The organism is Lutibacter sp., assembly GCF_033723435.1.
Lineage (GTDB): Bacteria > Bacteroidota > Bacteroidia > Flavobacteriales > Flavobacteriaceae > Lutibacter.
The window spans coordinates 579,733-602,902 of the sequence record NZ_JAWVXC010000002.1; the positions used below are offsets into that span (position 1 = coordinate 579,733).

18 protein-coding genes are annotated in these 23,170 nt (G+C 27.9%); 1 reads left to right on the top strand and 17 read right to left on the bottom strand.

Annotated features, from left to right (window positions below; all coding sequences use genetic code 11):
* Positions 1-4 precede the first annotated feature (4 nt).
* The 5 genes from R3342_RS05720 to R3342_RS05740 all read right to left on the bottom strand — a co-directional run bounded on the left by R3342_RS05720 (position 5) and on the right by R3342_RS05740 (position 9,204).
* A complete protein-coding gene (locus R3342_RS05720; RefSeq protein WP_318938828.1) occupies positions 5-1,618 on the bottom strand; it encodes an amidohydrolase in 1,614 nt (537 codons plus the stop codon).
* Between the two features lie 10 nt (positions 1,619-1,628).
* On the bottom strand, positions 1,629-3,032 hold the full coding sequence (locus R3342_RS05725) for a M20/M25/M40 family metallo-hydrolase (protein WP_318938832.1): 1,404 nt from the start codon (positions 3,030-3,032) through the stop codon (positions 1,629-1,631).
* A 60-nt stretch (positions 3,033-3,092) separates the two neighbouring features.
* Positions 3,093-4,817 (bottom strand): TonB-dependent receptor, encoded by a 1,725-nt coding sequence (locus R3342_RS05730; RefSeq protein WP_318938834.1) that lies wholly within the window; start codon positions 4,815-4,817, stop codon positions 3,093-3,095.
* Between the two features lie 36 nt (positions 4,818-4,853).
* Positions 4,854-7,877, bottom strand: coding sequence for a tetratricopeptide repeat protein (locus R3342_RS05735; protein ID WP_318938836.1), 3,024 nt, complete (start codon positions 7,875-7,877; stop codon positions 4,854-4,856).
* A 100-nt stretch (positions 7,878-7,977) separates the two neighbouring features.
* Positions 7,978-9,204, bottom strand: coding sequence for a TlpA disulfide reductase family protein (locus R3342_RS05740; protein WP_318938838.1), 1,227 nt, complete (start codon positions 9,202-9,204; stop codon positions 7,978-7,980).
* 116 nt (positions 9,205-9,320) lie between these two features.
* On the opposite strand from R3342_RS05740, the gene R3342_RS05745 reads away from it, so the two are divergent.
* Complete coding sequence (locus R3342_RS05745) at positions 9,321-10,010, top strand: cell division ATP-binding protein FtsE (RefSeq protein WP_318938840.1); 690 nt, start codon at positions 9,321-9,323, stop codon at positions 10,008-10,010.
* On the opposite strand, the gene R3342_RS05750 is transcribed toward R3342_RS05745, so the two are convergent.
* From R3342_RS05750 to R3342_RS05805, 12 genes are all read right to left on the bottom strand, one after another.
* Positions 10,007-11,137, bottom strand: coding sequence for a hypothetical protein (locus R3342_RS05750; RefSeq protein ID WP_318938842.1), 1,131 nt, complete (start codon positions 11,135-11,137; stop codon positions 10,007-10,009). The genes R3342_RS05745 and R3342_RS05750 overlap by 4 nt on opposite strands.
* Positions 11,112-12,209, bottom strand: coding sequence for a glycosyltransferase (locus R3342_RS05755; RefSeq protein ID WP_318938843.1), 1,098 nt, complete (start codon positions 12,207-12,209; stop codon positions 11,112-11,114). Before R3342_RS05755 ends, R3342_RS05750 begins: the two co-directional genes overlap by 26 nt.
* A gap of 22 nt (positions 12,210-12,231) precedes the next feature.
* Positions 12,232-12,459, bottom strand: a complete 228-nt coding sequence (locus R3342_RS05760) for a uroporphyrinogen decarboxylase (RefSeq protein ID WP_318938845.1) — start codon at positions 12,457-12,459, stop codon at positions 12,232-12,234.
* A gap of 314 nt (positions 12,460-12,773) precedes the next feature.
* Complete coding sequence (locus R3342_RS05765) at positions 12,774-15,677, bottom strand: FAD-binding and (Fe-S)-binding domain-containing protein (RefSeq protein ID WP_318938847.1); 2,904 nt, start codon at positions 15,675-15,677, stop codon at positions 12,774-12,776.
* A 14-nt stretch (positions 15,678-15,691) separates the two neighbouring features.
* Complete coding sequence (locus R3342_RS05770) at positions 15,692-16,759, bottom strand: anhydro-N-acetylmuramic acid kinase (RefSeq protein ID WP_318938849.1); 1,068 nt, start codon at positions 16,757-16,759, stop codon at positions 15,692-15,694.
* A 21-nt stretch (positions 16,760-16,780) separates the two neighbouring features.
* Positions 16,781-18,046 carry a DUF4010 domain-containing protein gene (locus R3342_RS05775; RefSeq protein ID WP_318938851.1) on the bottom strand — a complete coding sequence of 422 codons (1,266 nt, stop codon included), beginning with the start codon at positions 18,044-18,046 and terminating at the stop codon, positions 16,781-16,783.
* 136 nt (positions 18,047-18,182) lie between these two features.
* Positions 18,183-18,785, bottom strand: coding sequence for a hypothetical protein (locus R3342_RS05780; RefSeq protein ID WP_318938853.1), 603 nt, complete (start codon positions 18,783-18,785; stop codon positions 18,183-18,185).
* Between the two features lie 101 nt (positions 18,786-18,886).
* Positions 18,887-19,105: a hypothetical protein gene (locus tag R3342_RS05785; protein WP_318938854.1), complete on the bottom strand. Its 219-nt coding sequence runs from the start codon at positions 19,103-19,105 to the stop codon at positions 18,887-18,889.
* Positions 19,106-19,330: 225 nt separating this feature from the next.
* Complete coding sequence (locus R3342_RS05790; RefSeq protein WP_318938856.1) at positions 19,331-20,470, bottom strand: alpha/beta hydrolase-fold protein; 1,140 nt, start codon at positions 20,468-20,470, stop codon at positions 19,331-19,333.
* Positions 20,471-20,636: 166 nt separating this feature from the next.
* On the bottom strand, positions 20,637-21,218 hold the full coding sequence (locus R3342_RS05795) for a hypothetical protein (RefSeq protein WP_318938858.1): 582 nt from the start codon (positions 21,216-21,218) through the stop codon (positions 20,637-20,639).
* Between the two features lie 200 nt (positions 21,219-21,418).
* A complete protein-coding gene (locus R3342_RS05800) occupies positions 21,419-22,798 on the bottom strand; it encodes a serine hydrolase domain-containing protein (RefSeq protein WP_318938860.1) in 1,380 nt (459 codons plus the stop codon).
* Between the two features lie 176 nt (positions 22,799-22,974).
* Positions 22,975-23,170: hypothetical protein (locus tag R3342_RS05805; protein WP_318938862.1), on the bottom strand; the 196-nt coding region annotated here is incomplete at its 5' end.

Below are 23,170 nucleotides of genomic sequence, written 5' to 3' on the forward strand. Positions count from 1 at the left end.
TAAATTAATTTACTTTTTCTCCTCCAATATAGGTTGCTTCAGTTTTTATATTTGGAATATTAGATAGCTCAGTTTTTATAATATCTTTATCCAGAATAATAAAATCGGCCATTTTACCTACTTCAATACTGCCTTTTTCCTTTTCTTCAAAATTAGAATAAGCTGCCCAAATAGTCATTCCTCTTAAAGTTTCTTCACGGGTTAAAGCATTTTCCATTTGAAAGCCATTTTTAGGGTAATTATCTATATCTTTACGAGCTACAGCAGCATAAAAAGTTAAAAAAGGACTTACTTTTTCAACAGGGAAATCGGTTCCTAAAGCTACTTTTCCATATTCATTTAACAAATCTTTGTAAGCATAAGCTCCTTTCATTCGTTCTGCACCTAGTCTATCTTTTGCCCAATACATATCAGAAGTTGCATGTGTTGGCTGTATAGAAGGTAAAATATTTTTAAAATAATGAAAATCTTCTGAATCAATAATTTGAGCATGTTCAATTCTCCAACGTCTGTCTTTTTGACCTTTTAATGCATCCGTGTAGGTTTTAAGGATTAAATAATTTGCAGAATCTCCAATAGCATGTGTATTCATTTGATAATCGGAAGCAGCTATTTTTTTTGCTATTTTTTTAAATTCTTCTGGAGATGACAATAAAGCTCCAAAATGATTATGCATATCGGAATAAGGCTTTTTTAAAGCAGCTCCTCTTGATCCTAAAGCTCCATCAGCATATACTTTTATAGACCTAACATTTAGTCTATCCGTTTTATAAATACCTTTTTTTAAATAGTAATCAACATCTTTTGGAGTGTTTGCAACCATTGCGTACATACGGATTTTTAAATCTCCTGAATTTTGTAAACTATCTATTAATTCAATTACTTCTCTTGGAAGTCCAGCATCATCAACTGTTGTTAAACCATAACTTATGCAAATTTTTTCAGCAGCTTTTAATGCTTTAATTTGCGTTTCTTTTGAAGGTTTTGGGACTTTTGCTGTTATTAAATCCATTGGATTATCAATAAAAATCCCTGTTAATTTTCCGTTTTTTTGAAGTATATCTCCTCCTGAAAATGGTGTTTTAACAGTTATACCGGCTAAATCTATTGCTGCTTGATTTGCCAAAAGTGCATGTCCATCAATTCTATTAACGGCAACTGGAGTATTTGGAAATAATTCATCCAATTTTTGTTTGGTTGGAAATTCTTTAGTATCCCAATCGTTTTGATCCCAACCTCTTCCTGTTATGTAGGAAACATGATTTTTATTTTGAAAATCAACAATACGTTGTACAACCTCATCAAAACTTTTAGTACCAGTTAAATCTACTTTTTGCTGTTGCAGCCCTAAACCATAAAAATGACAATGTGCATCAAAAAAACCAGGAACAATAGTTTTTCCTTTTGCATCAATAATATTTGAGGCAGAAAATCTTTTTTGAATGTCTAAGTTAGTTCCTACAGCTACAATTTTTCCTTTATTTATAGCAAAAGCCTCAGCTGTATCAAAATTTGCATTTACGGTGTAAATATTTCCATTAATTACAATACTATCTATTTTTTCTTTTTTGGTACAAGAAATTGAGATTAATAATAAAAGTAAAGTCGCTTTTTTCATAATATGTATATTAATTTAAATATTTATCTAATAAATAAACTAAGGAAGTCATAGATGCTGCACCTAATTCTAATTCACGCTTGTTAACTTTATCAAATGTATCAATAGCAGTGTGATGATAATCAAAATAACGTTGAGAATCTGGTCTGTAACCGAATAAAGAAATAGAATCGGATTTTAATGGACCAATATCGGAACCAGCATGTCCTACTGAAAAATCATTTAAACCATAAGGAGAAAGTAACTTTTTCCATCCTAAAAATAATTTATAATTATTTGCTGTGGATCCTATTGAAAATCCTCTTGGTGTAAAACCACCTGAATCAGATTCTAAAGCTGCAATATTATTTTCATGATTAAGTTTGGCTTCTTCAGCATATTTTTTACCACCTCTTAAACCGTTTTCTTCATTCATAAATAAAACAACTCTAATAGTGTGTTTAGGTTTAATTCCGCTTAATTTTAATAATCGTAAAACTTCAATAGATTGTACAATACCAGCTCCGTCATCATGTGCGCCTTGAGCTAAATCCCAAGAATCTAAATGACCGCCAACAGTTATGTATTTATTTGGAAACACACTCCCTTTAATTTCACCAATAACATTAAAGGAAGGTTCATCAGGTAATGTTTGACAACTTTGTTTAAAATAGAATTTTAAATTTGGATTTTCTTTAAGTTTTTTACTTAATAAATTTGCTGCATTTGTACTTATTGCTGCATTAGGAATTTTTTCATTTTCAGGAATACTTCCGTATGACATTGCTCCTGTATGAGGATTATCATCAATACTAGAAGTCATGGAACGAACAATCACCGCTAATGCACCAAACTTTCCAACAGTTGCTGCGCCGCTATAACGTTGGTCAACGCAACCTCCATAAGCATGAAATGTGTTAAGTAAAGCATCATCAAAAGGACGATTAAAAAACACAATTTTGCCTTTTAATTTTTCACCCATTTCGGTAGCTTCTTTTAAACTTTTTACTTCAACAACTTCTCCAATAACTCCATTTTTTGAAGTAGCAATTGAACCTCCAAGCGCACAAATAGGAACATCATATTTTGTATTGTTAACTGTAAAATATGCTTTTTCTTTTTCGCCTCTTACCCAATGAGGTACCATTACAGGTTGTAGCCATACTTTATCAAAATTTAATGATTTTAATAAGTTTTCACCCCAAATAACTGCTTTTTGAGCTTCGGGAGAACCTGATAAGCGTCCACCAACATTAGTAGTTAAATCTCTTAACCAATCGTAACTTTTTCCTTTAGTAAGTGAATTTTTAAAGAAATTTGCTATAGTTAATGAGTCTGTTTCGGTAGTAGCAATTTTTTCTTTTTTATCCATAGTAATTTTGGAAAATGGTGTTAGGGATAGCATAATGCTAAACATCAATAAAATTGGTTTCATATAGTTTTGGTTTTAGAATTCCTAAAACTACAAAAAATAATATTGATTTATAAGGTGAATTTATAAATTGAATTTATATGTAATTCCAGCTAAAATTTGAAAACCTTGAACTTGATAATTTATAAACTGATGATATTTTTCACCTAATGCGTTATTAATTTTAGCAAATGCTGTTAAACGATTCGAAAAAATGTAACCTCCGTGTAAATTTAAATCTAAATAGGATTTATTATTTACAATAATACCAGTTGAGTTATTATAAGGCATTACATAATCTTTTGTTTCTCCTCTATAAAATAAATTTGCATTTACAAACCAATTGTTGTGTTTGTAATTTGCAGTTGCAGATGCTTTTATAGTTGGTAAATTCCAAGCTTCTTGTTGATTTGTTGTTGAAAAATTTGAATACGAAATGTTTGCTGTAAAAAGAAATTCTTTAGAAACTTCTGTAGTTATTTCTGCTAAAAAGTTTAAAGTTTTAATGTCATCGTAAATTACTTGAAATGAATTTCCTGCTTGGTATGCGTTTGTAACTTGTATAGTTCCATCAGTTTGCGTAGGATTTTGAACAAATAGAGGTTTGTTTTTTTGTGAATTATAACTTACCGATGTGTTAAAACTTAGATTATTGTTAAGTTTTCCTTTAACACCAAAAAAAGCATTGTATTGCTCATCGGTTTGTAAAATAGTTAGCGTTGGTGAAACAAACGAATTTTCGGTTTCAAAATTTTGATAACTATTTTGAATTAAATCGCCTGTAATTCCTCCATTTAAAATTAAATTGTCCTCTGCTATTTTATAAGATGCTGTAACTTTTGGATAAGCAAAAAACGAAGTTTCTTTAGTTTCTAAATTAGAAGAATAATACAATTTTGCTCCTAAATTTATAGATAGATTTTTTCGTAGGACTACTAAATTAGGATTAAATCCAGCGTTAAAAAAGCTATATTTTATATTGTTTGTATTTGTATAATTTTGTTTGAATTTCCCTGTAATTAAATCTACTAAAAAATCGTTAGATAATGTTTCTGTTGCAATTGGTAATTCAATTTTTGGTTTTATTGTTGCTCTTATCTCATTCGATTTATAATCATCTGAAAAGTTTTGAATTTTTGCATCTACATTTTTTAAGAAAGAATGTTCAAGTGCTAAATTTCCGCCAATATTTATCGTTTTATAAATTTGTTTCTCATTTATTGCATCAATTACAGTTGGATCAAATGTAGTGTTTGAAGGCAAACCATAATAATTTATTATTTGTTGTTGTACGCCTGCAGTAACTTTATAATTTAAAGAACGTTCGTATTGCTGATAGTAACTTTCTATTTTAGTATCGGAATAATTTGAGTTTAGTAAGGTGTTTTCAATTCCGTCAATAGAGGATTGGTGTTTTAAAAATAAACCAAAATCGTAATAACGACGATCTGCAGTATTTATAAAAGCTTCAAAAAGAGGTGTTGTATAATTTCCAAATCCGGCAGTAATATAACTGTTAAATAGTTTTTCTTTTGGTTCTCTTTTTAATCCTTTTACTTTTCCTTTACTTGGTGTAAAAGTTGAGGCTACAGGTACAGAGTTTATTTTATAATTTACCTTTTCCTTTTTTAAAAAATCTTCATTTTTAATACTAGGATTTGTTTTTAATTTAAAGGCGTCTGATATTTTAGGTGTATAAGATTTAACAACCGTAATTTCTTCTGTTTTAAGCGTGTCCTTTTTAGTTTTTTGTGCAACAGCAATTCCAGAAATTAACAAGAATAAAAATATGATATAAAACTTTTGCATGGTGTGTTTTTTAATAGAGGTTTTAACTAATCTTACTTAATTTTTGTTAGTGTTTACGGATTCATTAGTCTTAGCTTGTTCCGCTTTAATTTGTTTTAAATTACTTTTTGCTTCCGTAATTACATCATCAAATTCAGAGAAGTTTTTAATTACACTTTCTAAAATGTAAGTTGCTTGAAAAGCATCTTTTAATTGATGATAATTATCGGCCATAATTAGTAAACTTTTTGCAGCCCAATATTTATATGAAGCGTAATTTGCAGCAACTTTTTGAACGATTTCATTTGAAACTCTATAACTTCCATCTTTATTTTCAAAATAAGCGTGGTAATATAAAGCTTCAGCTTTTAGTTCGCCAGAGGCAATTTTTTCAACGGTACTATATGCTTTTCTAGCTTTATCAAAATTATTAGTTTTAATGGCCGAACGAGCAATTATTAGTTGTGCATCGGATGCTGTTTTATTTTCTACTTTAGGGCTTTTTAAAATAGATTCGGCATAATTAACCGCTTTGTCATAATTTTTTTGATGATAGTATGCTTTCATTAAATTGGCTTGTGCAAATTCAATGTTTTGTTGTGAATTCCCACTAGATTCTAGTTGGGTTAACAATGGAATTGCTTTTTGCCAATTTTCTTGTTTTAAATAAATTAAGGTAAGTTGTACTAATGATTTTTCGGTAAATTCATTTTGAGGTTGTTCAATAACAAAAGTATAGTTTGTGATGGCTTTATTTTCTTGATTTGTATTAGTTAATAGTTGTCCTAAATAAAAATTAGCTTGTAAACTATGAAGACCATTATTAAAACTTTCTAAATACTTTTCAAAGTTGGTTATGGCTTTTTTAGTGTTATTTAATAAATATTGTTTTTCTGCAGCCTCATAAGTAGCATCATCTAATTCGGCATTAGAAACGGAAACAAAATCAATTGTTTTCACCCATTTTGCGTAGGCATCAACTTGGCCTAAATCTACATAAATTTCTCGAGCGTTTTTAACTGCTTGTTGTGCTTCTGGAGATTTAGGAAATTGCGAAACAACTTTTTTATAAGCAGTAAGTGCTTCTTGATTTTTATTGGAATTATAATAAATTAATCCTTTTTTTAAGATTGCTTTTGGAACTAACGGACTTCTTTTATAGTTTGAAATTAATTGATTAAAGGAAGCAATAGCATCCTCAGTTTTTTGTTGTTTTATATATGAATTTCCTAAAATATATAAAGCATCATCGTTATAGATAGATCTTAAATGTTTATTTAACAAGGATTGTAATTCTTTAATTTTAGCGTTTTCTTTTCCTAAAAAACCATAACAATTTGCAATTTGGAATTGAGCATAATCTAATCTTAACTTTGTAGATTCTATTGATTTTTTATAATATTCAATTGCATTTGCATACTTTTTTGTTACAAAATAAGAGTCAGCAATTCTTAAGTAACTATCGTTTTTAAAGTTTAATTCTGTATTTTGTGCATCAAATAATTTGAATTCACGAATAGCATTTGGATAATCTTTTAGTTTAAAGTAAGTATAACCTAAATTGTAATGAATAGTTTTAAATTCTTCGGTATTTGAGGCGTTTGAATTATTGAAAAAGGATTTAAAATTGTGGAGAGCTTCCGTAAAATTATTTAATCTATAATTACTTTCTGCTTTCCAATAAGTTGCTAACGCAATAGTTTTAGCATCTACAGGATTAGCTAATGATCTATCAAAATTTTCTATAGCTAATGCGAAGTTTTGTTTATTAAAAAGTTCAATACCTCTATAATAAGCAACTTCCTGAAGTGTAGCTTGGTTTACATCCGATTTGTTTTTATCTAAATAATCCAAAGCTCCTTTAAAATCTCGTGAGGTTATATAAGCACTTACTAAAAGGCTTTTAATTTCTTTATTTTTTTCAGATTTAGGGTATAAATCAAGGTATTCTTGTAAAACATTTGGAACACTTTTATACGGGTTTCCAATATCATAACTTAATTTGGCGTAGTTGTACCAAGCATCTTTTTGTATAGCTGTATTAAAGTTTAAATGAGCAGCATTCCTAAAAGCATTTAAGGCTTCCGTTTTTTTATTTAATTGCAAATAACATTCGGCTAAATGATAATAAGCATTTTGTGCAACTTCATTATTTCCACTAATAATTTTGTTGAAAGTATTTATAGCATTTTCGTAATCATTTTGTTTATAATAAGCATAGCCAAGCAAATAATAATCCGTATTTGTCCATCTACCACGTTTGCCTTTGTAATTTTTTAAATAAGGAATGGCTTCTTTAAATTTTTGAAGATTAAAATAGCTTTCTCCAATTATTTTAGAAATTTCAGATAACTCTAATCCTTTAGCTTTATCAAGAAGAGGTAAACCATTATCTATTGCCTTTTGAAATTTACCTAGTTTAAAATTCATATCGGCTAAATAATAAGAAACCTTAGTTTTAAAATTTTCATTGGTTTCAACGCTACTTAAATATTTTTCAGCAGTACTATAATCGTTTTGCTTATATGCTATATAACCGTAATAATATTTAGCTTGTGCGCCATATTCTTGCGAAGTAAATAAGTTAAAAAATAATTTTTTTGATTTGACATAACTTTTATTGACAAATAAAGAATACGCGTATTTAAAGTTAAATTCCTCTTGGTTATACCTGCCAATACTTTTAGGATTAATTTTAGAATACCATTTTGCTGCATAACTGTATTTTCCGATTTTAAAATAGTAATTAGCAACATGTAAAAAGGCACTATTTTGTTTAGTGCTTGTTGGATAATTAGTTACAAATTGCTGCATTAATTCATCCGAATTTGGTAATCCTAATTTTATAGCACAATCAGCTATGTAAAATTCACAATTTGCTTTTAATTCTGAAGTAGCATCAAACTGTGGTGCAATATCTTTAAATTTAGCTTGTGCTGCATTGTACGATTTATTTTGATATAGTTCAATAGCTTCATTATAGCTTGCTAAATTATTGGTGTAAATAGTTGTTTTTTGGGAATAGGTAAAAAGCGTAATTAAAATCGCAATAAATAAAATACCATTTTTTTTATGTTGCATATGTATCTAATTCAAAAATTAATCTATGTATTAATAACGCAAAATTTAAAAGTAATTGCGTAGTAAATAAATTAATTTTCAAAAATTAGAAAGCTTATTACTATTTTTCTGTAAGAAGTTGATTTATAAATTTATTAAATTCAGTTTTAAAATCATTGTAATATTTGCCAGTAGCTGGACCAGAAAAACCTGTGTGTATTTTACGAACATTTCCGTGTTTATCTATAACAATGAAAGTAGGAAAAGACATTACATGGTTTAACATTGGCAACGATTTTGAGGCACCATTATTAAGATAACTTCCAGCTATTAATAAATCGTAAGGAACATGTAATCGTTTTTTCATGTTTTCAACCCTAGTTTTTGCATAGTTAAAATCGGTTTTAGCTTCATAAGCTAACCCAATAATAGCAATATCTTTATTTTTATTTTGTTGATACCATTGCGTTAAAAAGTTAGTCTCATCCATACAATTTGGACACCAGGTTCCGAAAATTTGTAGTAACACTACTTTATTTTGGTATTTTTTATCCGATAAAGAAACTATTTTGCCATTCAAGTCTGGAAATTTAAAATCAATTTTGTGATATCCTTCTTTTAAAAATGTAAGTTTATCTGCATCTGGTAAAGCGGCATTTTCATTTTTTACAGCAGTAAAAGTTTCATGTGAAGATTTTCCTGCCCAAAAATCGCCTGTAAAAGTGGTGTCTGTCTTTTTTTCTCCTTCAAAAATAAAAGCGTGATTTCCATCAAAAGAATACAATGTAAATTTATTGTTCTGAGTAAATCCTTGTAAATAACGATAATCTCCAGTAGTTGTTAAAATAGAACCGTTTAATGTTTTATTTTCATTGTTAAAAATTCCAACGCCATGATAGCTGTCATCTCCATTAACCGATTTAAAGTTCATATCCCACTTACCATTTAAAATTTCAGAGGATGCTTGAGTTGTTTTTTTAGGATTAAAACTAGCCTTAAAGGGTAGCACATAATCTTTTACATAATTTTTCACATAAACTCCGATAATAGTATCATTATTAAATTTAGCTTTAATTGAAATATCAAAAATGTGAAAATTGAAAGATAAAGAGTCGTTAAGTACTTTAACGTTAGTCATTTTAAGCTTCTCTTTACCATTTATTAAAGTGATTTCGTAGGAAGAATCGTTTTTATAAATTTCAAAATTAAAAGGAAGTTCCTTGTTTTGCATAGTAATTTTACCAAGCCAATTACCAGTTTTTAATATATTTTCTTTGGGTTTAGTATTGCAAGAAATAATAGAAACTAAACTTATTAAAAGGGTGAATTTTATAAAGTGATTACGCATAATTTTCAGGTTTTTAATATTCAAATGTAAACATTATAGATAAATTACAGTAATAGTTTTTAATTAGTTGAAATATTACATTTAAATATTTAGCTTTGTTTAAAATCTTATAATTTATGGCTGAGCCAATTCTTACTTTAAAAAATACAAAAATTTTTCAACGAGAAAACTTAGTGTTATCCGACGTTAATTTAGAAATTAATAAAGGAGAGTTTGTGTATTTAATAGGTAAAACGGGTAGTGGTAAAAGTAGCTTAATGAAAACTTTGTATGGCGATTTACCTTTGCATAAAGGAGAAGGCTCTATTGTTGGATTTGATTTAAAAAAATTGAAGGATAAAGAAATACCTTTTTTGCGTAGAAAATTAGGAATTGTTTTTCAGGATTTTAAACTACTAAACGATAGAAACGTTTTTGAAAATTTAAAGTTTGTTTTAAAAGCAACTGGGTGGAAAAATAATGATGAAATTAAGCAAAAAATAAAGGAAGTTTTAACTAAAGTTGGTATGGAAACTAAAGATTTTAAAATGCCATTTCAGCTTTCTGGAGGAGAACAACAAAGAATAGCTATTGCAAGAGCTTTATTAAATGATCCTGATTTAATTTTAGCCGATGAACCTACAGGAAACTTAGACCCTGCAACTTCTGTAGATGTTATGAATGTTTTAAAAGAAATTTATGAAAGCGGTAAAACTATTGTAATGGCTACTCATGATTATGCATTAATTTTAAAATTTCCGTATAGAACTATAAAATGTGAAGGAGGAGAATTGTTTGAAGTAGTGCAACAGAAATCTAATAGTTAATTTAATAATTCAACAATTTTTAAAGCGCTCATTTCAGTATTATAATTAGCTAATAATTCTTTTCTTTTTAAAATTTCTTGGTCTGTAAATTTTTGTTGAGAAAGTGATTTTATTTGTTCTGTAAATTGTTCTTCTGAATTAGCAATTACACATAATTTCTCTAAACCAGTATCTTTTACCATAAAATTATTTACCAAACAAAATTTTCCATTATACAAAGCATTAATTAGTTTTAGTTTAATTCCAGTATTTTGAAATGTTGGTAATACATTAATGTGAGCATCCTTAACTAAATTATCTAGTTCACTTTTGTTGCAATTATTTTTAAAAGAAATATTGGTATATTTTTTTACTTTATTTGATATATGTTGATTATTAAAACTACTAGCAATGACTAAAGGATAATTAATCTTAGAGAATATTTTAATTAAAAATGTACAGGCTTTAATATTATCAGGAACTCTTAAATCTCCATGATATAATGCAAATTTCCCAATGCCATTATTAGAATTAATAGTATTGTTTTGATGGAATGCAGGAATATATTTTGATTTTAAAGGGAATCTAATAGAAAAGTAATCCTGTTCTAAGGGGGAAATAGTTAAGATGAAATACGTTTTTTCTAAAACTTCCTGATGCTTTTTTAGTTTAATAGCTTCAAAAAAATAAAATAATTTTTTAAAAATATTCGATTCGCTTTTTAAAAGTCCATTATAATAATGATGTTCAATATTATGGGCTCTAACCATTATAATCCTTTTATTAAAAAAAGTTTTTATTAATGGGTAAGTTGTATGTAGCCCTTCAAATAAAATTGGATAATTATTTTTTTTTAAATTAATAATGAGCCTTTTGTTTTTTCTTGATAAAACAATAGAAGGTACTATAGAAAATAGACTTAGTAAAGTGGATTTTCTTTTATAATAGTATATTTTTTTGCAGTATTTTTCTAGTTCATTTGATTCACCTTTACCATACTCGAAAGTGTGTAAATAAATATCAAACTCCAATTTTTTTAAGGCTTTTATTTTATAAAAAACATCAATAACACCACCGTAATTAGGAGGATAAGGTACATCAAATGAGATAATGTTTATTGCTTTATCCAAGTTTGTTATAAATTTCAATTAATTTTTTAGATTCATTTTCCCAATTTAATTCAGATGCTGCTATTTCTAATTGAATTTTATAAGCTATTTTTCCTTTCTCCAATATTTTTTGTATTTGTTTTGCTAACAACTCTGGATTTCTATTTTCTACTACTTCGCCAACTTTATACTTAGATGTAATATTTTTCATTTCATATAAATCTGATACTAAGATTGGAATTTTAGCTTGTATATAATCAAATAATTTATTCGGTAATGCATATTTGTAATTTAATCCTAAATTTTCTTCTAAACTAATACCTATATCTGCTAGTGGTGTAAGTTGTTTTAGTTCTTCAGGTTCTAATCTATCTATTAATCGAACTTTTTTCTGTAACTTTTTTTCTGCTATTTTGTGTTTGATGCTTATTTCAATATCTCCATTTCCAATAATTACAAAAATTGTATCTTCTAAATAAATCATTGTGTCAATCATTAATTCCAGTCCTCTACCTTTATTTATGGCTCCTTGATACAAAATTATTTTTTGATTGTCTGTTTTAAATGGAAAAGAATTAGCTCTTTGTTTCTTTATTACAAAAGGTAAATTTCGTATTACAATGAATTTAGTATGATAAATTGAATTATAATATTCAGAAATTGAATTACTTACAGTAACACAATTTTTGAGTTTAGGAACAATAAACTTTTCAATATATAGCCAAATATTTTGAATAAAAGGTCTGTGAATAAGCTCAGGCACTTCTGTAAAAAGTTCGTGACTATCGTACACTAATTTTTTTCTAAGGATTTTACTTGCTAAAAAATTAGCTAATAAAGTATCTAAATCATTTGCTAGTAAGATGCTAGGTTTTGAAATTAAAATTTTAAAAAGTAAACGAATATTATATTCCGCATAAAAAAAAGGACCTTTATTAAAAAGAAGTTTAAAACGATATGTTTTGTATTTTCTTTCTAGTTTTTTACTATTAGAAAATTGTCTTCCAATTAGAATAATTTCATAATTATTTTGAGAAAGTGTTGAGCAAATCTTATGGACTCTTTGGTCAGTTACTAAATCATTGGTGACTGAGACTATTACACGATTCAAAATAAATGAATTTAAAAAGAAATTATTTTTTTGTTTTAGAAAGGTAATAAATATTAGCCATTAAAATAAAACTATTTGTAATTATAATTGGCCAAGAAATAGCTAGCATAATTCCATATACAACAAATAAAAATGAACCTGCAGAATTAACAATTCTTAAAGTGTTTACATTTTTCATTAAGAAAGAGACAATTAATAATAAGGATGCTAAATAGCCAACCCATTCAGTATAAGAAATTCCTAAAATCATTTTATATATTTTTTATTGGGCGACAAAGATACTTAATATAAATGATTTGGAAATTGCCTAAAAAAAGAAACCTCACCCAGTAAATGAGTGAGGAAAATTGCTATGAAAAAGATTGATAAGCCTAAACTTATCGTTGCAAATATACGAATAAATGTAATTATAACACTATATATTTGTTAAAAAAAACCTAAAAAAAAGTTAAAATAGTTGATTAGATTAATGTTATTTAATTTGGTTAAATAATTAATTAGCTATTGTGTTGATTTTTAGGCCTTTTTAGGGGTTATCAAAATAGCTAAATAATTTCGCTCTCTCTATAATTTTAGAGCTTCGTATAAAATAGTTACGGGATGTTTAGAAATCCTTGTAGTTCCGTCCTTTATTTGATGTCTACAACTTGTCCCAGATGCAGCAATTATTGTGCTTTTATTGGAATTTCTTATTTTTGGGAATAAAGTGTCTTCACCAACTTGCATGCTAATATTATAATGCTCTTTTTCATATCCAAATGAACCTGCCATACCACAACAACCTGAATTTATTATGGTTACAGAATAGTTTTTTGGAATGGATAGCATTTTAAAAATAGATTCTGTATTACTTAATGATTTTTGCTGGCAATGCCCGTGGATTTTTACTATTTTTTCTTTAGAGGTAAAGCTACCTGCTGAAATGTTGTTTTTTTCAAATTCTTGTTTAATAAATTCTTCAATGGTAAAAGTATTTTTGGCAATTTTTTTAGCGGAATTTTTATCATCTGCTAATCGTAAATATTCATCTCTAAAAGTTAAGATAGCTGAAGGTTCAATTCCTATCAAAGGAGTTTCTTTTGAAACTAAATTTTTAAAAAAGTTCACGTTAAAATCAGCTCTCTCTTTCGCTTTATCCAAAATACCTTTTGAAATAAAACTTCGTCCACTTTCTTCATGCTTAGTAATAATAACTTTATAACCTAATTTTGTGAGCAGTTCAATAGCGTTTACGCCAATCGTAGCATCATAAAAATTGGTAAACTCATCTACAAAAAGATAAATTTCACCAAATTTAGTAGGTTTATTTTCTAATCGTATTTTATTTTTTTTATACCATTTATTAACTGTGGTTTTTGCTAATTTTGGGATGCTTCTTTTAGGGGCAATTCCCATCAACTTTTTAGTGATTTTAGTATTTAAAACTAGATTTGTAAAAGTAGGTGTGAGGCTACCAAGTTTATTCCATTTTACATTGTTAGCAAATAATTGAGTTCTAAAAGGAATACCATTTTCTTTGTAATATTGATGCAAAAATTCGGCTTTTAAAGTAGCTACATCTACATTGCTTGGGCATTCACTAGCGCATGCTTTACAACTTAAACACAAGTCGAAAACATCATATAATTCTTTATGATTAAATTTGTTTTGTTTTTTCGAATTTGTCAAAAACTCCCGTAGCGCATTTGCCCTAGCTCTTGTAGTATCTTTTTCATTTCTAGTTGCTCTGTAACTTGGACACATAGTTCCACCAGCTGAAGGTAATTTTCTACAATCACCATATCCATTGCATTTTTCAGTTGCTCTTAAAATTCCTAAACTATCGGTAAAATTTTGAAAAGTTTCAATTTTAGGTTCAATTCTGTCAATTTCATAGCGTAAACTTTTATCCATTGGAAAAGCATCTACAATTTTCCCTTTATTAAATATATTATTTGGATCAAAAGTGTGTTTAATTCGTTTTAATAATTCATAATTTTTAGTTCCAATCATAAGCGGAATAAATTCTGCTCTTACAATTCCATCGCCATGCTCTCCACTAAATGACCCTCCATATTTTTTAACAAGTTTTGCAGTTTTTGTAGTTATTTCTCTAAATAGAACAACGTCTTCTTTCTTTTTTAAATTTAAAATTGGGCGTAAATGTAATTCTCCAGCTCCGGCATGAGCATAATACACAGCTTTTTGCCCAAAATCTTTCATCATTTCTGAAAATTCCGAAATGTAATTTGGTAAATCATTAACTTTAACTGCGGTATCTTCAATACAGGCAACGGCTTTATTATCTCCCACAATATTACCCAACAAACCAAGTCCTGCTTTTCGTAATTCTAAGGCCTGATTTATTTTGCTCCCAACTAATTTTGGATAGGCATAGCCCAATTTATTTTCTTGTAAATCTGAAATTAAATTATCTGCTAATTTGTTAGATTCTTCTTCGGAATTTGTGCAGATTTCAAGCATTAGAATAGCTTTTGGAACACCTTCAATAAAGAAGCGATTTTTTAGCTGTTCTCTATTATTTTTGGTGCAATCTAAAATGGTTTTATCCATTAATTCACATGTATAAAGATTGTGTTTCATAGCAATAACTACAGCTTTTAAACTTTCTTTAATACTGTTGAAATGTACAGCAATCATAATGTTTTTTGCTGGAGGCAATTCATCTAATTTAATGGTAATTTCAGTTGTAAACGCTAAAGTTCCTTCACTTCCTGTTAATAATTTAGCAATATTTATAGTTTTATTTTCACCTCCAAAAGCCTCAAAATTTAAAAGAGAATCTATTGCATAACCGTTATTTCTTCTATGGATTTCTTTTTTGGGGAATTCTTTTAAAATTTCCTGTTGATTTTCTTTATTAGATAGTTCATTAAAAATAGTTTGATAGATTTCATTTTCTAAGGAATTTCCAATTCTTTTTTGGTTGAATTTTTCCTTACTTATTTCGTTGAATACAACTTCAGAGCCATCACTTAAAATAGTTTTAAGTTCTAAAATTTTATCTCTGGTTACGCCGTATTTTATAGAAGTTGTTCCGGAGGAATTATTTCCAACCATTCCACCAATCATACATCGATTGCTTGTTGAGGTGTTTGGGCCAAAAAATAATCCGTAGGGTTTTAGGTAATTATTTAGTTCATCTCTAATAATTCCAGGTTGTACAGTAATTGTTTTTTGATGTTCATCAAAAGCAATTATTTTAGTAAAATGTTTGGAAACATCTACAATTAAACCATCACCAACACATTGCCCTGCTAATGAAGTTCCAGCAGCTCTAGGAATTAAAGTTATATTATTTTCGGTTGCAAACTGGATAAGTTTTTTTATATCGGCGTTATTTTTTGGATATACAACTCCTAAAGGAATTTTTCTATACACAGAAGCATCTGTTGCATAAATGCTTTTATGTAAATTATCAAAATGTACTTCTCCAGATATTAATTTTTCAAGTTTTTGTAAATCCAATTTTTATAATTTATTTATGGAGTAAAAATTACACCGCTACTGTGATTTTTTTGAGCTCCGGTTATGCTTTTTAAACAATTATTCTCGCCTTCATATTTTAAATAGCCCAATAGTGCAAAAACTAAAGCTTCTTTATAATTTATAATGCTTTCACTAGGTATTACAATCTTGGTTTTAGTGAGTGATCTCAATCTTTCTATTAAAAAAGTATTAAAAGCTCCTCCACCTGTAATAAACATTGATTTTTTTGAATCGGAATCAATTTTATTTGCAATTTGTAGCGCTATGTGTTCCACAAAAGTTCTTAAAAAATCCTTTACTTCTAAATTATATTTATTAATAATTGGGAAAATAGAATTTAGAACAAATTCGTAACCTAACGATTTAGGCTTTTTAGTTGTATAAAAGGTAAGTGAATTTAATTCGTTTAGTAAAGCACTATTTATTTTACCGTTTGAAGCAATTTTTCCCTGATTGTCAAATGGTAAATTAAGCTTTTCAGCAAAATGATTTAGCACAATATTTACGGGACAAATATCAAAGGCAACTCTGTTATTTTTTTCTTTGTAGGATATATTTGCAAAACCGCCTAAATTAAGACAGTAATCATATTCCGAAAAAAATAATTCATCACCAATAGGAACTAAAGGCGCTCCTTGTCCTCCTAAAGCAACATCTTGTACTCTAAAATCACAAATGGTTTTATAACCTGTAATCGTGGCTATTTCAGGGTTATTTCCAATTTGTAGAGTGTATTTATTTGTTGGATTGTGGAAAATTGTATGACCATGACTTGCAATAAAATCTAATCCTTTAATATTATTTTCTTCAATGAAGTTTTTAAGGATTTTTCCTAAATAGATTCCATAAGAAGTATCTAATTTTTTTAATTCTTCTTCATTTAAATGTATTCCATTTTTTAAATTACTTTTCCATTTTTTTGCATAAGGAATGGTATCTGTTTGTATAATTTTAAATTGGTAATCATCAGCTGTTTGGCTAATTTTAACGTAAGCAATATCAACACCATCTAATGATGTGCCACTCATTACCCCTAAAATATATTTCGATTTCAACTTCAACTTGGTATTTGTAATGTGAAATTACATTTTTAAACTTAATAATAGAATAATACTAACAACAATAACGGTTATAAAACCTATAATTATATTTAGATTTATTTTTTTGGATCCTAAAACTAAGGCATAAATCATTTTAATAAAAGCGTTACTTATAGTTGCAATTACGGTTGAAGATACAATTACAGAAATACTTATTACAGATATTTTTGTTTGAAATAAATTTAATATAAAAGGGTCTATATCTGTAACACCAACTACTAAAGATAAAATATGAATTCCATGGTTTCCATAATATTGCATAACTATTTCTGTAATTTTAGCAAAAACGATAAATAATAACCCAAACACAAAAGCAGTTTTAAATTCTAATGGGTTTTTATTTGGTATAAATTGATGTTTTGTTTTTGTTTTATCTTTATAATCGAAATATAAACCAGATAAAATACTTACTATAATAAGAGGAATAAAATATTTTAATAACGCTATTGCAATATCTTTATTAAAAATAAAAGCTAAAATTAATAATCGAAGGTACATCATAGCGGTAGCCATTAAAATTCCAGCAACAATTTTACCTGTAGCTTCATTATTTTTACTTCTTTTGGCTAAAACAATGGTTGTGGCAGTACTACTATATAAACCTCCTAAAATACCTGTTAATAATAAACCTGCTTCTTTAAATATATATTTTTGTAGTAAATAACTTATATAGGAAATAGATGAAATAGCTACTATAGCAAGCCAAAATTTATAGGGCGAAATATTTATAAATGAGAAAATTGGTTTATTTGGTAAAAGAGGTAAAATAACACCAGCAATAATTAAAAATTTAGCAAGAGTAATAAAATCTCTATGTTTAACTTGTTTAGAAAATTTTAATAAATTTTTCTTGATTTCTAATAAAATTAACACCCCAATAATAATCAATAATAACAGCCAATGTGGTTGTGTATATATTAAAGGGGCAATGGTATAGGTAATTAATAATGCTATAATTGAAGTAAAACCAGCGGATTTTTCATTTTTTAGTTTAAAGTAATAAAACAGGGATACTAAGCTTGAAATAACAATAAAGCCAACTAAAAAAGGAATAAAACTTATTGGATTTAATATATATAAAATGAAGCCTAAAATACCAACAAGGGCAAAAGTTCTATCAGTTCCAAATAATTCATCATCACTTATTTTTTTGTGTAAACTCTTTTGTTCTAATCCAATTAACAAAGAAAAAACAGCTACTAAAATAAAATTAATAAAATCTTGAGGGATACTTTTATAAAACTCCATGATAGTTAAATTTATTACGTAAATATACTGAGTTTAAAAAATAAAAGATAAAATTATTCAGTCTCTTTTTAGAATTATTTTTTCTTAGTCTATTGTTTTGATTTCATTTTATTTTGTATTCTTCTCTCTTTTTTTGCTATTCAATACGTTGTTCAACTTCTTTTAGTTTTCTTATTTTTATTCGTTCACTTTCAGTTCTTGTTGCATCAATACGTTGCAATTCTAAAGTTTTTTTAAGTAATTGTTGAAGGTTGTTGTTTTTCTCTAATAATTTTTTTTGATAAGATTGTAGATTAAAAAAACTATAAGTCCAACTATTATCTTTAGTATTCTGAATAATTTTAGTAGCTGAATTTTTAATATTTGTAATCAATTCAAAAATAGGACTTTCAAAAGCTGTAGTTCCAGAAATCATTTTTTTAGCTGACAAACATTTATCATTTGCTAAACCATATCTATTTTTGCTCTTTAAATATGCATAATGAGCTTCAATTAAAGGTTTTGCTTTTAAATATGCTTCTTCAATTGAAAATGCCAAAAGTTTAATGTTTTTTGTTTTTTGAAATCTATTATCATAATTCTTATTTGTTTTGTAGCTACTCTTGATAGATTTTAATTCATTAGCAATTTCAATAATAGCATTTTCTTGATTTGTATATTTTAGTGAATTATTCAGATTATCTTCATCTAATCCATCTAATCCAATGAACGTAAAAAGTAGTATTAAAAAATATCTCATGACTTTTGTGATTTTAGTTATATGTAGTATTTAAATATATTTTGATCCTTAAAAATATAATATTATTTGGTTTGTCTGTAATTTTTTAATTTAGAAATGAATTACTCAATCAAATTATTTTCTAACCTATATTTTTCTGATACCCAAACATCACCTAATGGTTCAGCAGGACTTAATCCGCATTCTTCTGCTCGTTTTATACTTTCAGGATCATCTAAATTTATTATAATACTATCGGGACAATCGTTGTCATCTTTTGAACAATTATAAAATGATACAGTGAAAATTATTAACAATAAGAATTTAAATAGCTTAGTCATATGGATATTTGTATAATTTATTTTTTTTCTTTTTTTTGATGTTTCTCAACTGTTTGTCAACGGTTTTAGCTATGCATAATTCGGGATTTCAAGGCCATGCATTTTCCTATTACCGATTTGTTTATTTAGTGTATTTACTTTCATATTAGCAATTTTTCCCGCATTACGTATAGCCAATGTTTCCAATCGTATTTATTCGCTCTTATTTAATTTTTTATTTTTACTCTAGCGTGTTTCATTACTTGGGTTAAGTTCAAGAGATTTTTTATAGTTTTCGATTACTTTTTGAGTATTGCCTAATGTTTCATAAGCTTCTCCCAAGCTATCATAGGAATTGGATGATTTAGGGTAATTTTCTACATTCAGGATGAAGAATCCTAATGCATTGGATTTGTCTTTATCATTTCTACTTTGTAGCATTCTATAACCTAATTGGTTTACAAGATACTCGGGAGGTCGAAAATCATATGAAAGTCGTTTTGAAAGTGCATGGAAATGTTGAATTAGTTGCTCTTTATCTTCCACATCACGATAGGAAATTCCATAGCCATCAAAAATTGCGGAGATACCGTTATGAAAAGCAATAATTGGAACTGAGCTATGGTCTTCATTTTCGAAGTATTCTAATTTTGCAGGAAATTCACCTTCACATTTACTATTCAATGCTTCATATAATCGCACATGGCGATCACGATTTCTGATATTTCTTTTGCCCCAATTCGCAGTGGCTATGTATAGAAACCTTTTAAATAAATTTTCAGTTACGACATCTAATTTTTTGTCCATAGTTTTAGCGTCCCAGGTGCCAAAGCTTGGGTCAACGGCAATAAAAGAGTTGAAAAGCGTCTTTTCTTTCATATAGGCATGAGTGGCCAACAACCCCCCTAAAGAATGGCCAAAAAGGATTCGATAAGGTTCTGTTCTATACTTTTGATCCAATTCGGGAATAAGTTCACTTTCCAAAAATCTTAGGAAATGCTCTCCACCACCTGAATTATTCTTTCTTACTGTAACAATTTTGTCCGGTGTATAGTCACGTCTTCTGTCAACATTTTTAATACCTACTACTATCATCTCTGGAATTTTCCGGTTTCTGTATAAACCGGAACTCATATAGTTGACCGTACCTGAAACCGCTTTGAAGTGCACATTTCCATCAAGAACAATAAGCAGCGGATAGTTTTTATAGGAGGACTCTTTATCATTGTACGAATCAGGAAGATTAATCCAATATTCCCGGTCTTCATTCAGGATATCAGATATAAGTGAATGTTTTGTACCGATAACAATTTGTGCAACATCTTGTGATTTTACCTGATTAATCCCTATTACTAAAAGGAGTGCTGCAATAATATTTTTATTCATTCTGTTTTTCTATATGATTTGTAACGGTTTTTTATAAGATTTGTGCGACTGGAAAATTGGATATTTTTCGGACGTAGCAAATCGTTAGTTGAATGTTTGTCGGTTTGTTATTTAGTTTAAATGTAAGCATAAATTTTATGAGGTGTTGTGCTTAGTTTTATTTAACTTACTCTTTTTCTAAAAATGTTTTTACTATACTAAAATAATCTCCACCATAATATTTAAAAAAATCACCATTCGATTTTATAATAAAAAAAGCATCACAAGTCTCATGAAGAGTAAAAATGTTATTGTAAAAAAATCCAGAGTCTAATTTGAACTTCTGTTTTTTTTTATATAAATTTTTATAAAAAGCGTTTTCTTCATAAACAAAATAGTCAAGTGTATTATTATCTGCACTTATTTTTGAGGAAATTTGAATACCTCTGTTTGTAAATTTAGAAAAATCACTATTATTTAAGCTTAAGGATATACAGTTTCTTCCCTTTTGACGATAATTAATAAGAATTGTTTTCCCTTCTGGTATTTTTGTGTTTAATTCCTTTTCTAAATTTATTTTCAATAGCTTGTATTGAGGATTAGTTAATTTTTCAGAAAATGCTTTTCTACTTTTTATTAATTCAGGGTTTAGTTTAGTATTAACCTCTATATCAATTATTGGTTTTATATCTGTTATTTTATTTGTCACACAAGAAAACAATGTATTTACAAATAAGAAAAAGGAAATTTTTTTTAAATAGTTATTCATTCATTCATTCTTTTATGGTTTAATTTAGACTTAGCTTTTTTGTCTCGATTGATTAAGCACAACGGTTTAGGACAAGGAAAGTTGCGATTGGTAAATCGTAATTTTCCGCCTAAAAATGTTGTTTATTTTTATGTTACAATTTTTATATTATCTCAAATTTAGCAATTTTTTATATGCATTGTTTTGGGTAGTCTTTCCATTTACCATCCAAAAGCAACAATTTTATTATTTTCATTGAATTGTATATCAAAACATGGTGTTAATCCAATAATTTTTCCATCTTTCGATTCAAGTATTATATCATAGCTTAAATCTCCATATTCCAAAACGTGATTTAATTTGTAGCCTGAAAATTCATTTTGCATATCTTTAACCCACATTTTGAATCTTCGTTCTCTTTCTTTACTAGCGACATGTTCGTTGATGAAATCATCAATGTTCTTATCATCTGTCAAAATTAGTTCTACAAACTGATGTATGATTTCAAGTTGTTTATTTGTAATATCGGTACTGCCATGTTTTATACTTTTCATTTTGGGTACAATGGGTTTGTAGTCTTCCTTAAAAAGTAATTGCTCTATTTCCCACGCAACAATTTGAGTATCGTATCTTAATTCATTGGTCATATATATGATTACAGTATTTTCTTCCGGCAGTTGTATAAAATCGGCATAAAAAACACCATTTGAACCATTGTGTGCAATAATTTTCGTATTTCTATCACTATTCATTATTGTCCATCCATAAGCATAATGAGAATTGCCTGATTCATTTTCTTTTACGTAGGGAAAAGTGAGTTGTTCAAATGATTTTTTAGAAATTATTTTGTTTTCTCTTAATGCAGTATACCATTTATATAAATCGGAAGGATTAGAAAGTATCCCACCATTTCCTTTTAAATGCCATGATATTTGATTTGAATCTGCCTTCCATTTTATGAGATGAGTACCCCAATCTTCACCACATTTATAACCGTGGGCAATTTGAGTTGTATCCCATTTGGGGGAAAGATAACCAGTATGTTTCATGCCTGCTTTTTGAAAAAGATTTTTTTGCAAATAGGTTTCGTAATCTGTTTGCGTAATTTTTTCAATTATCATAGCCAAAATACTGTAACCCACGTTGGAATAACTAAATTGTTTTCCTGGTTCAAAATCTAATGGTGACTTGTAAACTTCACTTAAAAACTTCTCTTTTGAGATGGGAACGAAATCCACTCCGTAACCCAGATTTCCAACTATTCCTGATGTGTGTGTCAGTAATTGATGAATTGTAATGTTTTGTTTGTCTTTAGGAATGTTTTTAAAGAATTTGTAAATAGAATCATTTACGGATAATTTACCTGCTTCCTGTAATTTTAGAATAGCAGTTGCTGTAAACTGCTTTGTCAATGAACCTATTGTAAATATAGTTTCTTTATTTACAGGAAGATTTTTTGATTTGTTTCTTAATCCAACGCCACCATTATAGATAATATCCCCATTTTTAGCGACCAATATACTTGCCGAAAGTCCATTTTTATTACATTCGTTAAGGTAAGATTGGAGTTTATTTTTTACAGTGTTCTCCGAATGTTTCAATTTGGGGGTATCTTTACAAGAAATCCCCAAAGTAATAATTATTGCTATAAATAAAATAATTTTTTTCATCGATTGTTTAATTGTTTTTTCGTTTGTAGCAAATCGATTTGTTAGAGTGTTTGTCGTTTTGTACTAAATCAAATGTAAGCATAAATTTTATGAGGTGTTGTAAGCCGTTATTTTTTTGTCATATAATAGAATTCACGTTCTAATTCGTGTTTCATTCTTTTGGCTCCTCTTCTCATAAAAAAGTATGGAATTCCAAACATAAAAGTTGCGTGGATAAAAATAAACGGCAAAGCAAATCCAGGAGCATTTCCTTCAATATTATCCGCCATAAAAAATGCTCCAATAAATATGGAATAAAACACA